This is a genomic window from Rhizobium sp. A37_96, from assembly GCF_053521765.1.
The window spans coordinates 584,540-598,828 of the sequence record NZ_JBNWDS010000002.1 but is presented as its reverse complement, the minus strand read 5'-3'; the positions used below and the strand labels follow the sequence as shown (position 1 = coordinate 598,828).

12 protein-coding genes and 1 tRNA gene are annotated in these 14,289 nt (G+C 60.8%); 3 read left to right on the top strand and 10 right to left on the bottom strand.

The features are described 5' to 3' along the window. Positions 1-8: 8 nt before the first annotated feature. The 7 genes from ACQZ6J_RS09340 to ACQZ6J_RS09310 all read right to left on the bottom strand — a co-directional run bounded on the left by ACQZ6J_RS09340 (position 9) and on the right by ACQZ6J_RS09310 (position 8,001). Positions 9-1,013, bottom strand: coding sequence for an ABC transporter permease subunit (locus ACQZ6J_RS09340; RefSeq protein WP_163984635.1), 1,005 nt, complete (start codon positions 1,011-1,013; stop codon positions 9-11). Positions 1,014-1,103: 90 nt separating this feature from the next. After that, entirely contained in the window at positions 1,104-2,699 is a 1,596-nt protein-coding gene (locus ACQZ6J_RS09335; RefSeq protein ID WP_449083546.1) for an ABC transporter substrate-binding protein, read from the bottom strand. A gap of 341 nt (positions 2,700-3,040) precedes the next feature. Further along, positions 3,041-3,529 carry an iron-responsive transcriptional regulator RirA gene (rirA, locus tag ACQZ6J_RS09330; RefSeq protein ID WP_449083544.1) on the bottom strand — a complete coding sequence of 163 codons (489 nt, stop codon included), beginning with the start codon at positions 3,527-3,529 and terminating at the stop codon, positions 3,041-3,043. Positions 3,530-3,639: 110 nt separating this feature from the next. Further along, a complete protein-coding gene (locus ACQZ6J_RS09325; protein WP_449083542.1) occupies positions 3,640-4,725 on the bottom strand; it encodes a M48 family metallopeptidase in 1,086 nt (361 codons plus the stop codon). Next, positions 4,715-5,785, bottom strand: coding sequence for a YjgN family protein (locus ACQZ6J_RS09320; protein WP_449083540.1), 1,071 nt, complete (start codon positions 5,783-5,785; stop codon positions 4,715-4,717). The genes ACQZ6J_RS09325 and ACQZ6J_RS09320 overlap by 11 nt, the downstream gene beginning before the upstream one ends. Positions 5,786-6,014: 229 nt before the next feature. Further along, entirely contained in the window at positions 6,015-6,362 is a 348-nt protein-coding gene (locus ACQZ6J_RS09315; RefSeq protein WP_163984640.1) for a VOC family protein, read from the bottom strand. Positions 6,363-6,504: 142 nt separating this feature from the next. Further along, positions 6,505-8,001: a CoA-acylating methylmalonate-semialdehyde dehydrogenase gene (locus ACQZ6J_RS09310; RefSeq protein WP_449083538.1), complete on the bottom strand. Its 1,497-nt coding sequence runs from the start codon at positions 7,999-8,001 to the stop codon at positions 6,505-6,507. Between the two features lie 112 nt (positions 8,002-8,113). Between ACQZ6J_RS09310 and ACQZ6J_RS09305 the strand changes: the two genes are divergently transcribed. Beyond that, complete coding sequence (locus tag ACQZ6J_RS09305) at positions 8,114-8,995, top strand: LysR family transcriptional regulator (protein WP_449083536.1); 882 nt, start codon at positions 8,114-8,116, stop codon at positions 8,993-8,995. A gap of 48 nt (positions 8,996-9,043) precedes the next feature. On the opposite strand, the gene ACQZ6J_RS09300 is transcribed toward ACQZ6J_RS09305, so the two are convergent. Next, the gene (locus ACQZ6J_RS09300; RefSeq protein ID WP_163984643.1) at positions 9,044-9,253 is read right to left on the bottom strand and encodes a hypothetical protein; all 210 of its coding nucleotides are present in this window, start codon (positions 9,251-9,253) and stop codon (positions 9,044-9,046) included. Positions 9,254-9,432: 179 nt separating this feature from the next. On the opposite strand from ACQZ6J_RS09300, the gene ACQZ6J_RS09295 reads away from it, so the two are divergent. Next, positions 9,433-9,579 (top strand): hypothetical protein, encoded by a 147-nt coding sequence (locus ACQZ6J_RS09295; RefSeq protein ID WP_449083534.1) that lies wholly within the window; start codon positions 9,433-9,435, stop codon positions 9,577-9,579. 52 nt (positions 9,580-9,631) lie between these two features. Here ACQZ6J_RS09295 and ACQZ6J_RS09290 read toward each other — a convergent pair. Together ACQZ6J_RS09290 and ACQZ6J_RS09285 are read right to left on the bottom strand one after the other, a co-directional pair. Continuing rightward, positions 9,632-9,708 (bottom strand) — tRNA-His (locus tag ACQZ6J_RS09290). Positions 9,709-9,922: 214 nt separating this feature from the next. Further along, the gene (locus ACQZ6J_RS09285; protein WP_163984644.1) at positions 9,923-10,369 is read right to left on the bottom strand and encodes a phasin; all 447 of its coding nucleotides are present in this window, start codon (positions 10,367-10,369) and stop codon (positions 9,923-9,925) included. Positions 10,370-10,591: 222 nt separating this feature from the next. Here ACQZ6J_RS09285 and ACQZ6J_RS09280 point away from each other — a divergent pair, with 222 nt between their 5' ends. Beyond that, positions 10,592-14,275, top strand: a complete 3,684-nt coding sequence (locus ACQZ6J_RS09280; protein WP_449083532.1) for an ATP-binding protein — start codon at positions 10,592-10,594, stop codon at positions 14,273-14,275. Positions 14,276-14,289: the final 14 nt, after the last annotated feature.

Genomic DNA, 14,289 nt, shown 5'->3' with positions numbered 1-14,289 from the left:
GACCGCTCCTAGTGACGAATGCGTGGATTGACGAAGCCGTAGAGCAGGTCGACAGCGAGATTGACGAGCATGACGATGCCGGCAATCAGCAGCAGCCCGCCCTGCACCACGGGATAATCGCGCTTGAAGACCGCGTCGATCATCCATTTGCCGATGCCCGGCCAGGAGAAGATGCTCTCGGTCAGGATGGCGCCGCCGAGCAGCACGCCGACCTGCAGGCCGATCGTCGTGACGACCGGAATCATCGCATTGCGCAGCGCATGCACGGACACGACGCGCAGCGGCGACAGGCCCTTGGAACGGGCCGTGCGCACATAGTCCTCGCCGAGCACTTCGAGCATGGCGGAGCGCGTCTGGCGGGCGATGACGGCGAGCGGAATGGTGCCGAGCACGATGGTCGGCAGGATCAGAGAATTGAGAGCGGACCAGAAGGCGCCCTTCTGGCCGGACAGCAGGCTGTCGATCAGCATGAAGCCGGTGATCGGCTTGAAGAAGTAGATGAGGCCGATGCGGCCCGAAACCGGCGTCCAGTGCAGATAGCCGTTGAAGACGATGATGAGCAGCAGGCCCCACCAGAAGATCGGCATGGAATAGCCGATGAGGGCAACGCCCATGACACTCTGGTCGAACCATGTGCCGCGCTTGACGGCGGCGAAAACGCCGGCCGGGATGCCAAGACAGATCGCCAGGATCATGGCGCAGATCGACAGCTCGAGCGTCGCCGGGAAGAAGGTCATGAAGTCGGTCAGTACGTCACGCTTGGTCGTGATCGAGGTGCCGAGGTCGCCGTGCAGGGCATTCCAGATGTACCTGCCGTACTGGACGATCATCGGCTGGTCGTAGCCGAGATCGTGGGAGATCTGTGCATGGCGTTCCGGCGACATGACACGTTCGCCCGACAGCAGCATGACAGGATCGCCGGGAAGCAGGCGAATGAAGGAGAAGGCAACGATCGATACGCCGAGGAATGTCGGGATCAGCACCGCTAGGCGGCTGAAAAGAAATCGCAACATGGCAGATGTCCAAATTTTTCCGGCGGTCAGGCAAGGGGCCTGACCGCCGGGGTAGCCCGGTCTTGGCCGGGCATTCTCACAGATTTTTCGTTATTCGGCGATATCGACGCCGTCGAAGCGATGAACGCCGACCGGATCCTGAGAATAGCCGGAGACATTCTTCGTCATCGGGATGAACTCTTCCGAATGGTCGATGGTCATCCATGGTGCTTCGCGCTTGAAGACGACCTGAGCCTCTTCATAGAGCTTCGTGCGCTCCTTGATGTCGGCCGTCTGCTTGGCCTTCTTCACCAGATCGTCGAATTCCTTGTTGCACCACTGCGCGCGGTTGTTGCCGCCGACGGCATCGCAGCCGAGCAGCGTGTCAAGGAAGTTGTCCGGATCGCCGTTGTCGCCGGTCCAGCCGAGGATAGCCGCACCATCACGGTCCTTGGCGGAGGAGAGCTTCAGGTACTTGGCCCAGTCGTAGGTGACGATCTCGACCTTGACGCCGACCTTGGCCAGGTCCGCCTGCATCAGCTCGGCGGCGCGGCGCGCGTTCAGCATGTAGGGACGCGAAACCGGCATGGCCCAGATCTTCATGCTGAGATCCTTGACGCCTGCCTTTTCAAGCAGCTTCTTGGCCTCGTCCGGGTTGTAGGCGTCGTCCTTCACGTCCTTGTTGTAGGACCACATGGTCGGCGGGATCGGGTTGGTCGCAACCGAGGCCGAGCCCTGGAAGACGGCGTCGACGATGGCCTGCTTGTTGACGGCCATGTTGATCGCCTTGCGCACTTCGACCTTGTCGAAGGGAGCAACCAGCGTGTTGTAGGCGAGGTAGGAAACGTTCAGGCCGGCCTGCTCGAGAACCTTGAGGTTCGGGTCCGCCTTCAGGTCCTTGATGTCGGCTGCGTTCGGGTAAGGCATGATGTTGCATTCGCCGGACTTCAGCTTCTGCGCGCGAACGGATGCGTCCGGCGTGATCGCGAAGACGAGATCGTCGATCTTTTCCTTGCCCTTGAAGTAGGATTCATTCGCCTTGTAGCGGATGACTGCATCCGGCTGGTAGGCGACGAAGGTGAACGGGCCGGTGCCGAGCGGCTGCTGGTTCATCTGCTCCATCTTGCCGTCGGCCTGCAGCTTGTCTGCATATTCCTTCGACAGGATCGAGGCGAAGTCCATGGCCAGGTCGGCGATGAACGGAGCTTCCGGACGGTTCAGGACGAACTTGACGGTGAGATCGTCAACCTTCTCGACCGACTTGATGAGCTTCGGGAAGCCCATGCCATCGGCATATTCATACGAACCGCCGGCGACATACTTGGCCCACGGATTGTCCGTGTTGAGCTGACGGCTGATCGAGAAAACGACGTCGTCGGCGTTGAGGTCACGCGTCGGCGTGAAGAAATCGGTCGTCTGGAACTTCACGCCCTTGCGGAGCTTGAAGGTGTATTCCTTGCCGTCGGGGGAAACGGTCCAGCTTTCGGCGACGCCGGGCTCGACCTCGGTGCTGCCATGCTTGAATTCGACGAGGCGGCTGTAGACCGTACGCGAAGAAGCATCGAACGTGGTACCGGCAGTGTAGATACCCGGATCGAAACCTTCCGGCGAACCCTCCGAGCAATAGACAAGCGTTTTCGACCAGGCGGACGTTGCCATGACCGAAGTCAAGGCTGTCACTGCCAGCAGGACAGAAATCTTTTTCATGATATCGTTTCCCAGGTTTGTTATTCTTTTGAAGCCGTGGACACCACGAGGGTTCCTATTCGGATCGCGCCGATGGAACTTTATTTTAAGTTTGAAAGCAACAAGCGCCGCCTAAAATTTTTCCAATTTATAGAGTTTGGAAATTTTCAGGCGAAAAGACCTTTGAATTAGTAATATTCTGGCAAAATTTTGCTGCTTTTTAGCAGATTCAGAACGATTTGACGTTTTCTTCTCGCGATCCGTTAACCACCTGTTGCCCGTATACGAGGCAATACAAACGAAAATCCGCAGCTGCCGGAGGCAACTGCGGACCTAAAATGATCGATTTCGGAACGGATGCGTCAGGCGGCCGGCGCCGCGATCGCCGGCTTCTTGGCAATCACCTTGTGATCCCGGTCGGTCAGGCCGAGCAGGAAGTTGATCTGCGGCCGTGCCTTCACCAGATCGTCGATGGAATATTCCGTCAGAACGTCGAAGAAGGCGTTCAGCGCCTTGCGCAGTGCCGAGTTAAGACCGCAGCTATCGACCAGCGGGCATTCCACCACGCCCTCCTCGAAGCACTCCGCCATGGCGAAGCTATCCTCGGTGACGCGGACGACGTCGAACAGGCTGATATCGGCCGCGGGTTTGGCGAGGCGCACACCGCCATTGCGACCGCGCACCGTTTCGACAAGGCCCGCCTTGGTCAGCGGCTGCAGGATCTTGAAGAGAAACAGCTCGGAAACGCTGTAGGCCCTGGCTATTTCCGGGATGCGGCTCAGATAGCCATCATTGGCGGCGCAATACATCAACATGCGCACCGCGTAATTTGTCTGCTTTGTCAAACGCATGCCGATCTCCTGGAATCAAGGCTGCTTGGGGGCTGGACCGTATATAGTGGCTTTCTCAGTTTTGAACAATTCCAAAATATGAAATTCATATTCACGTTATTCTGAGAGCGTCAGAAGCCCGGCTTCGACTGCTTCTCCTTCAGCTCCCTGGCATAATCAAGGATCGCCTGCTTTCGCTCCGGTGTGCCTGGGTGCGTCGCCAGCATACTTGTGCTGCCGTGATCGTCGAGTTTCGTTTCGAGAGTATCGAAGAAACGCGACAAAGCCGCCGGGTCCATGCCCGCCGCCTGCATCAGCTCGACCGAGCGGCGGTCGGCCTGTGTCTCGGCCTCGCGGGAATAGGAAAGCGCAAGCAAGCCTCCACCCTGGGTCAGCAGGTCCTGCACGCCGGAGCCGACATCGCCGCCAATCAGCAGGACCAGACCCGCAACACCGGCGGCACGATAAAGCTGGCGCAGGCTGTGCTTGTATTCGACGTGACCGACCTCATGCCCCAGAACGGCCATAACCATCTCCCGATCGCCGCCCGCAAGCTCGACGAGTTGATCCGTGAGAACGAGATTGCCATCCGGCAGAGCAAAGGCATTCGGGCCGATAAGGCCGCCATCGCGGAAGTTCAGGTGATAGCGCCCTGCTCCGCCCTCCGCGTTCGCGGCCAGCCGAGCAAAGTCATTGCGGATTTCCGCCTGTTGCGCCTCCGGAAGCTTGCTGGGGCCGAAGGTCACCTTGTCGAGCGTCTTCAGCGTTCCCGCTGACATCATCTGCGGGACTATGGGCGGAGTTACAACAACGGCGACTTCCACCAACGCCGGCAAGGCGTAGTGATAAATTGCCGTAGCAAGGACAACTATCGCCAGAGCGAAGGCGATCAGCCGAGGGCGAACGATCTCGAGCGCATGAATGAGGCCGCTGCGCCCTTCGCCGCGGCCTCGCAGATAGGCGTCGATGGCGTCGTTATCACGGGTTTCGAAAACCGATTCATTTCCGAACACAATGCGACGCGGGATGGAACCGACACGCTGGCTGACCTCGATGTCGGCGCGGATACCCCAGGCAAGCCGCCTGCCTTCATCCTCCTTTTCGTCCGACAGCACCATGAGCGATCCGCCGATGTCCAGCAAACGGGCTGGAACTTCCCGGCTGGAATGCGGCGGATGCCAGACGCCCGTCGCGATCGCTTGCTGATCAGAACCCAAAGTCGAATCCGTCTATGTCGAGATATTCCGCGCTTATGGCACTGCCGGTCGAGCGGATCTGATCGAAGACGACACCGATCTCGCCATCGACATGGACAGAAGTATGCTCGGCAAGAAAAGCCTGCATGCGGACTGCCGCCCAGGGGCGCATCAGTCCGAGGGTTATCAGGGTCACAACCACGTTCGAAATCGCAATCCACGCATAGCGCCGACGACCGATGTCGCTCTTGAGCTGATGGCGATGATCGAGCATTGCGGCCGACCAGATGATGTTGCGCACCGTCGCGCGATAGTAGAGCGCGGCGAATATGTAGACCGGGAAAATAAGCACAACCATCCAATGCCATAGGCTGATGCTACCCATTCCCGCACCCATGGAGCGGTCGCCGAAACCACCTGCGACAGCACCGAAAAGTCCCAGGATCACGACGGCGGCAATCACGATCGCGATTACCGTGAAGAATGCCTCGTAGAGAGCGCCCAATCGCGGATCGGTCGAAAATGGTCGATCACCATAACGGAGGTTGTCGAAGACATATTTGTAGAACCAGCGACTGGCAATGGGAGACAGCAATCCGACGGATATCACCGTCACGACCGCACCCAGGAAGACCGCCTTGAACGCGCCGCCATAGTAGGTTCCCACAAAATCAAAACGTACGTTGCGATAGCTTGTCACGCGGGCGTTGAACCGCAGTCCTCGCATGAGAAACCAGGGAAATATCACCAGCAAGACCGGCCAAACCGCCAAGACTGCCAGGGGTGCCACATGCGCAAGTATGTTCAGCACGATGAGAAGACCAAAGACGATAAGCCGGCCGATCAATATCTGCTTGCCCTGGGCGTGATACTCGAAACTATGGCCCAAAATGGCCGTGTTACCGTAGAAATAGCGGTTGCGACGCACCTTTGCCCAGGCGGAATAGATGCCGAGCGTCACGATTGTCAGCAGGATATTGACAATCCAGATACCGAAATATTCGGAGGCACTCCCGGTAAAAGATGCTCTTTGGAAAAGTGATCCGCCACCCGCCGGATAATTTTGTTCAACAGCTGCCATATTCTGGTCCTCCACCCCACAAGAGGACGAGCACTTTCCAGGAAGCAGTTCTGGCAACGGCCGCCGGGAGACGTGTTGCGCCACACATCGCTCGCCTTACCGTTGCATTTGAGAGCAGGAAAATCGACGCCGAGCAACAGGAAAATATTGATCCACAGCGCCATGCGTATCCGCAAGCAAATCAGCCCGCGACACTGCGGCCTTGATGCCATGCCCGCACAGGCGGCTTCTACGTCGAGGAAACCCAGACGGCCATTTCGCAGCCGCCCGGCTCGCGGAAATGGAAGCGGCGGCCGCCGGGAAAATCGAAGGCCGGGCGGGTGATGACACCGCCGGCGAACTCGACAGCGCGCTGGGCGGCTTCCAAATCGGTCGTGCGCACGACGGGCAAAGGTGCCCCCGCCGCCTCACCTGCGTCCCCATCGATGCCGGCATCTATGCCGGCAGCCTCGATGACATGGTAGGTCGGACCGTAGCTGACAAAACTCCAGTCGAAGGCTTCCTCGAAGAAGCGGCGGGTTTTCAGGCCGTCTTTCGACGGAAATTCAAGATAGTCGATCTGATAGGTCACGGACATCGCGCGGCCCTCCCGTTGTTCTCTTTTTGTTCTAATCGAAAACGACGGCTTAGGCAAGATGACTCGATCGAAAACAGACGCAACAAAAAACCGCCGCCCGAAAGATGTCGGACGGCGGCGGTTATCATCACAGCAGCAAAGCTTATTTCATCGTCGGCATGACGAACTCGGCGCCGTCCTTGATGCCGGAAGGCCAGCGGGCGGTGATCGTCTTGGTGCGCGTCCAGAACTTGATCGAGTCCGTGCCATGCTGGTTGAGATCGCCGAAGCTCGAAGCCTTCCAGCCGCCGAAGGAATGATAGGCGAGCGGAACCGGGATCGGAACGTTGACGCCGATCATGCCGATGTTGATGCGCGAGGCGAAATCGCGGGCGGCATCGCCGTCACGCGTGTAGATGGCGACACCGTTGCCATATTCGTGCTTCATCGGCAGATCGAGCGCTTCCTCGTAGTTCTTGGCGCGGACGACCGAGAGAACCGGCCCGAAGATCTCGGTCTTGTAGATGTCCATATCCGGCTTGACGTGGTCGAACAGCGTGCCGCCGACGAAATAGCCGTCCTCGTAGCCCTGCAGCTTGAAGCCGCGGCCATCGACGACGAGCTTGGCGCCTTCCTCGACACCGCGGTCGATCAGGCCGTTGACACGGTTATAGGCGTCCTTGGTGACGAGCGGGCCCATGTCGGCCTTGTCGTCGGTATAGGGGCCGATGCGCAGCGATTCGATCTTCGGCACCAGCTTCTCGACGAGACGGTTGGCCGTGTCCTCGCCGACCGGAACTGCGACCGATACCGCCATGCAGCGCTCGCCGGCGGAACCGTAGCCGGCGCCCATCAGGGCGTTGACGGCTTGGTCCATGTCGGCGTCGGGCATGATAATCATGTGGTTCTTGGCGCCGCCGAAGCACTGGGCGCGCTTGCCGTTCATGGCGGCCGTGCCATAGACATAGCGGGCGATCGGCGTGGAGCCGACGAAGGAAACGGCAGCGATATCCGGATCGGTCAGGATGGCGTCGACCGCGGCCTTGTCGCCGTTGACGACGTTGAGGATGCCTGCCGGCAGGCCGGCTTCGATCATGAGTTCGGCCAGACGGATCGGCAGGGACGGGTCACGCTCGGACGGCTTCAGGATGAAGGCATTGCCGCAGGCGATCGCAGGCGCGAACATCCACATCGGGATCATGCCCGGGAAGTTGAACGGCGTGATGCCGGCACCGACGCCGACAGGCTGGCGGATGGAGTACATGTCGATCGACGGGCCGGCGCCTTCGGTGAACTCGCCCTTCTGCAGGTGCGGAATGCCGCAGACGAATTCGCAGACTTCGAGGCCGCGGATGATGTCGCCCTTGGAATCCTCGACCGTCTTGCCGTGCTCCGAAGAGAGCAGGACAGCCAGCTCATCCATGTTCTGGTTCAGAAGCTCGACGAACTTGAAGAAGACGCGGGCGCGGCGCTGCGGATTGGTTGCGGCCCATTTCGGCTGCGCGGCCTTGGCATTTGCGACCGCGGCGCGGAGCTCCTCGACGCTTGCGAGCGCGACGGTCGCCTGCACTTCGCCGGTTGCCGGATTGTAGACGTTGCTGGTGCGTCCGCTGGTGCCGGCGACGTGCTTGCCGCCGATGAAATGACCGATCTCACGCATGGATGTGCCTCCTCGTTTTCTTGGATGATGACAGGATGGCACTTCAATTTGCACAAATCAATGAGCTGTTATAAGCAACCGTTGTGCAAAAATTGAAGTCCCGGATGTGCAAATGGATTGGGATGACGTCCGCATGTTTCTCGCCGTGGCGCGCACTGGCCAGATCCTGGCCGCCTCCAAGCGGCTCGGCGTCAACCATGCAACCCTCTCGCGGCGGGTCACGACGCTGGAGGAGCGCCTGAAGACGCGGCTGCTGGTGCGCCGCACCAATGGCTGCGACCTGACCGCGGAAGGCGAGATTTTCCTGCATGCTGCCGAGCGCATGGAAACCGAGATGCTGCGCGCTCAGGCAAGCGTCGGCCATCTCGACAGCGCCATCACCGGCACGGTGCGCATCGGCGCGCCCGATGGTTTCGGGGTATCCTTTCTCGCACCGCGGCTCGGGCGGCTGATCGCGCGTTATCCGGAGCTGCGCATCCAGCTCGTGCCCATTCCCCGCTCCTTTTCGCTGTCGCAGCGCGAAGCCGATATCGCGATCACGCTGGAACGCCCCGAACAGGGCCGCCTCGTCTCATCGAAGCTGACGGACTACACGCTCGGCCTCTATGCCTCCAAAGCCTATCTGGAGCAGGCGGGATTGCCCGAGAGCGTCGAGGCGCTGAAGCTGCATCCGCGTGTCGGCTATGTCGAAGACCTGATCTTCACCGCGTCGCTGAATTTTTCCGGCGAGATCATGCGCAGCTGGGATGCCTCCTTCGAGATTTCCACGGCGATCGGCCAGACGGAAGCGGTGCGCTCCGGCGCCGGCATCGGCATCCTGCACGATTATATTGCCCGGCAGTTTCCGGAACTCGCCCGCATCCTGCCCGATGTCTCCATCAAGCGCGCCTATTGGACCACCTATCACGAAAGCGCCCGCGACCTTGTGCGCGTCCGCACCGTTGCGGATTTCCTGCAGGAGCTTGTCAGCGAAGAGCGGCGGATGTTTTTGTGACGTCCGCGCAATAACCCCATGACTGGAAGGGCTTGGCTTTCACAAGGATCATGGAAGCAAATTGCTCCACCATGACGGAGGATGCGGCACCGCCGAAGCCGCCGCGTGCTTCGGCGGCTCCTCGTTCTCGTCCGGGTTGGGAACGGGAATCTCATCCGGCAATCTGTCCGGCTCCGGCTCTTCGATCGGCGGCTTCGGCGTCCAGCCGGGTTCCGGCATGGGAGGCGAGTCTGGGATCGGCTCGTTCGGTACAGACATGGTCCGCTCCTTTCGTCTCGTTGCTCTCACGAACAGAACGGGCGGGAACGGGCACGGTTCCAATATGAATCCGGCATAACGGAAAGTGACGCCGTTCGGCCTTTCGACGCTGCACCACGATGCTGGACAAAGGCCGGGCGAAGCCTAGTATCCTTGGGAAAAGCCAGGGAGCAAGGATGATGACCGACAAGAAGCCGCAGAAACCCAGCGAAAAAGAGCACAAGGAACAGGACGACTATCTCGAGGAAGCGCTGGAAGAGACCTTTCCCGCCAGCGATCCGATATCGCCCGGACATGTGGAAAAGAAGCCGAAAGACAAGAAATAAGCTCCGGCCGCTGATTGCAGCGACGCATGCCCGACATTCTGTGTGGAGAAAATGGTACGGTTGGGGGGTCTCGAACCTCCGACCTCAGGTGCCACAAACCTGCGCTCTAACCAACTGAGCTACAACCGCACTTGCTCGCGTCGCCGCGAACGGGGGTGACATACGAGGACTTTGAAATTATTTCAAGTCCTATCTCCCCGCAATATAAAAAAGCTTTGCAGATATCCAAGCCAAGATGCGCGCCGAGGCTTGAATCCCCCATCCACGCAATAAAAAGCCCCGCCCCCAGGTCTTTCGCCTGAGAACGGGGCGTTCATGCCTTTGGAGGCGTATTGGAAATGCGTTAAGCCTTGAAGGAGGCCATTGCCTTTTCGGCAGCGTCCTTGCTCGGCTTCGCCAGCTTTTCGGCAACCTTCTTCGTGGTTTCCTGAATGGACTTGGCCTGCTCGACGGTGACTTCCGCCTGCTTGCGGATGAAAGCGGTCTGAAGTTCGAAGAGTTCGCCAACGGACTTGACGCGAAGCAGGGCTTCCATGTGCGCCAGCGAGCTTTCGGCATTGGTGCGCAGAACGTCGATTGCCTTGAGGCCGATTTCCAGCGAACCAGCCTGTGCGTTCTGCACGGTTGCTTCAACGGTCTTGCCGGCTTCCTCGGTCGCCGTCTTCAGCTTCGCGAAGGCTTCCTTGGACTGGGCAGCGCCCTTTTCCGCGAAGTCGCGGAACGATTCAGAGAACTTGGACGGGTCGAATGCAGCCGTTGAAAAAACGTCGTCTTTCTTTACAGTAGCCATGATTACGCTCCTTTGGGGGCCTCCCGGAGGCACCAGTCGTTAAAGTTTATGCAGCTTATATAGTTCAAAAAATTGTGCAGTGCAATATAATTTTTGCAGCGCACAACGCGTTAACCTTTTCGGCCGAAAAATGGACCCTTCGCTGGACCGGGAAGCGGGGCGCCGATATTAATAAACTGTTAAAGCAAGAGAGGCGGTTACGCCCGCAAAACAGGTTGGAATATGCCCGCAATTCAATATCCGTTCATTGACATTGCCGTGCATCCGCGCGTTCGGGAGCGCTTTGCGCGCGGTGAAGCCATGGTCATGTTTTCGACCGGCATGGATCGCGTGCTCTGGGCCAACGGCGCCGGTGCCAACCTTTTCGGCTATGACGCCATTTATGATTTTGTCGAGCAGGGACCAAAGCCCGGCGACGTCTCGTTCCGACAGATCGACGCGACGGCGCGCGGTCTCGGCGCGGTCGGTGACCAGCGGACATTCCTGATCCGCATGGCCTCGGGCTTCCAGCGGGCGGTCGTCAACGCGGCCGTCGAGCTTATCCGCATCCAGGCGGGCGAAGAGGCCGTGCTGTTTTCCTCTCCGGTCTCTTCCAAGCCGCTTGCGGCAGTCGAGTGTGCCCGGCGCATGATCGACGGGTTCGACGATCCCGATACCCATATGGCCGTCATCGGCCGCGATGGCGAAATCATCACCGCATCCACGCGGTTCGGCTCGCTCGATATTACGCCGCAGACGGCGCGAATGCTGACGACCATGGCCGGCGCGCAGCCCGACCGGCTGATCAAGCGGCCCATCCCGACCGGGCGCGGCTACCTGCCTGCCGCCATCGGCAAGCTCTCGGAAATTCCCGCCCTGCACCTGCTGTTCGTGGTGGAAACGGTGCTGGGCCATCTCGACCCCACGGAAAGCCTGGCCGACGCCGCGCGCGCCGCCGCAACCGTGGAGCCGCAGGTGGAGGAAGCCCGGGAGGAGCTGGAAGCAGCGGCGGCGGACGAGACACCGAAAGCAGCTCCTATAGCCGAGGGGACAGCGCCGTTCGGCGACGTCATCGATGCGGTGGCCGGCATCGAGGAGCTGGACGAGACGCCGGAATATCGGGCAGACGAACAGCAGGACCCGGCACCGGCCGCTGAAAGCTCAAGCGAAGCGGAAGTGAAGGCGGATACCCATGCCTCACCCGACAGCGCACCCGAGGCTGCTGCCGAAACGGCAGCCCAAGCCGACGAACACCAGCCGGACGCCGCAGCGAGCGACGACGGCAACACCGCAATAGAGACAACGACGGAAGCGGAGCCGCCTTCCCCGGCAACTCAAGCCGGCACTGACAGCGCTCCGGAGGAAGGTTTCAGCTTCAAGCGCAACGGGCGCGCTACCCGGTTCGTCTGGAAGATCGACGCCGCGGGCCAGTTCAGCGAGGTTTCCCGCGAATTCGCCGATGCGGTCGGCCCGCATGCCGCCCAGATTGCCGGCACTGCCTTCGCCGATGTCGCCCACCGCTTCAATCTCGATCCGGACGGCAAGATCGCCGAACTGCTGGCGCGACGCGACACATGGTCCGGACGGACGATCTACTGGCCGGTGGAAGGCACGAGCCTGATGGTGCCGGTCGATCTTGCCGCCTTGCCGACCTATACACGCAGCCGCGAATTCGATGGCTTCAGAGGCTTCGGTGTCGTCCGTCTCGCTGATGCCATCGAAGATCCGGTGAAACGCGGCATGGCCCTCGTTGGCCGGGAAACCGATGGGGCGGCCCCTATTGCCGAGGCGGCGGCGGAAACAGACGCCGCATCGAACGAGCCGCCGGCTCAGGAACCGGAAGAGACTCTGACGGCGGCAAAGGCCGCGGAAGAGATCGAAAGCCCGATGCAGGACGCGGCGGAAGATACTTCCGCGCCGCATTACGAACCGCCTGCCCTGCGGATTTCCGACACGCACAACCGTCGTGAATCGGACAAGGTCGTTCGGCTGCACGAGCGCCGGACACTGACACAGGCCGGACTTTCGCTCAGCGAGCAGGCGGCGTTCCGCGAAATCGCCCGGCAGCTCGAGCCCTTCGGCAAACGCACGGAACCGCCAGCGGAGCAGCCCCGCCACGAGCGGCATGATGACGATGCCGATATCGCCCCGCAACCGAATGCGGCCGACGAAATCCTGTCCGACGCGACGGAAACGACCGATGAAAACAGCCACGACGATGACCGGCAGACGGAAGCTGCGCGCGCGGAAGAGAGCGCACCTCCGCCGATCGTGAAGCTGGTCGAGAGCACGGGGGAAGATATTCCCGTTGCGGGCGACGGTGCCCATGCGGAGAACCCTGCCCCTTCCGCCGAGCCGGAAGAGGATTTCGATCCGCTGGATGTCCTCAGCAACGCCATTCCGCCGCGCGTGAAAATGCGCACGGGCTTGTCGTCCGATATCGTCGATCAGCTACCGCTCGCCGTCCTCGTCCATGCCGGCGATCGCCTCATCCACGGCAATCCGGAATTCCTGCGACTGACCGGCTATGACAGCCTGGAAGACCTCGAGCAGGTCGGCGGCCTCGATGCGCTGCTGCAGCGCAACGATCTGGAGAACAAGACCGAGCGGCCCGGCACGATGATGGTGGTGCGCGCCGACGACGCGCTGGTGCCGGTGACGGCCCGGCTGCAGTCGATCCGCTGGGAAGACGGCACGGCCTTGATGCTGGCGCTGATGCCGGTGGAAAAAAGCGAGCCGCCGGCACCGCAGCCGCAGCCCGTTCCCGAGGAAGCCCGACCGGAACGCATCCTCGAAAAGGTTGCCAAGCTGCAGGTCGAGATCGAGGAACTGCGCTCGACGCTGGAGACGGCGACGGACGGCGTCATCATCATCGGCCAGGAGGGCGAGATCCGGTCGATGAACCGCTCCGCGAGCGCCCTGTTCAACTACGACGACCAGGAAACGCGCGGCAAACCCTTCGTCATGCTGTTTGCGCATGAGAGCCAGAAGGCGGTGCTCGATTATCTCGGCGGCCTTTCGGGCCATGGCGTCGCCAGCGTGCTCAACGACGGGCGCGAAGTGATCGGCCGCGAAGCGTCCGGCGGCTTCGTGCCGCTGTTCATGACCATGGGCCGGCTGAACTCCTCGAACGGCTATTGCGCGGTCATCCGCGACATCACGCAATGGAAACGCACGGAAGAAGAGCTGCGCAACGCCAAGCGCGCCGCCGAAACCGCCAATGCCCACAAGACGGATTTCCTGGCCCGCGTCAGCCATGAAATCCGCACGCCGCTCAACGCCATCATCGGCTTTTCCGACATGATGGCCGGCGAGCGCTTCGGGCCGATCGGCCATTCGCGCTACGTCGAATATGCGACCGATATCGGCCGCTCCGGCCGCCATGTGCTCGACATCGTCAACGATCTCCTCGACATCTCGAAGATCGAAGCCGGCGAGATGGACCTGGATTTCGCCTCTGTCGGCCTCAATGAAGCGATCACCGAAGCCGTGTCGCTGGTGCAGCCGCAGGCCAACAGCCAGCGCGTCATCATCCGCACGGCGCTGTCGCAAGCGGTGCCGAATGTCGTGGCCGACCTGCGCTCCATCAAGCAGATCGCGCTCAACATCCTCTCCAACGCCATCCGCTTCACGCCATCCGGCGGCCAGATCGTCGTGTCGACCTCCTATGAGGGCAATGGCAGCGTCGTGATGCGCATCCGGGATACGGGCGTCGGCATGACGCGCTCGGAGCTGGAGCAGGCGATGAAGCCGTTCCGGCAGGTGTCCACCAACTCCCGCAAGCGCGGCGACGGCACCGGCCTCGGCCTGCCGCTGACCAAGGCCATGGTCGACGCCAACAGGGCGACCTTCTCCATCAACTCGGCCCCGAACGAAGGCACATTGGTCGAGATCACCTTCCCTTCGCCAAGGGTATTGGCGAACTGACAGACGATCGGCCC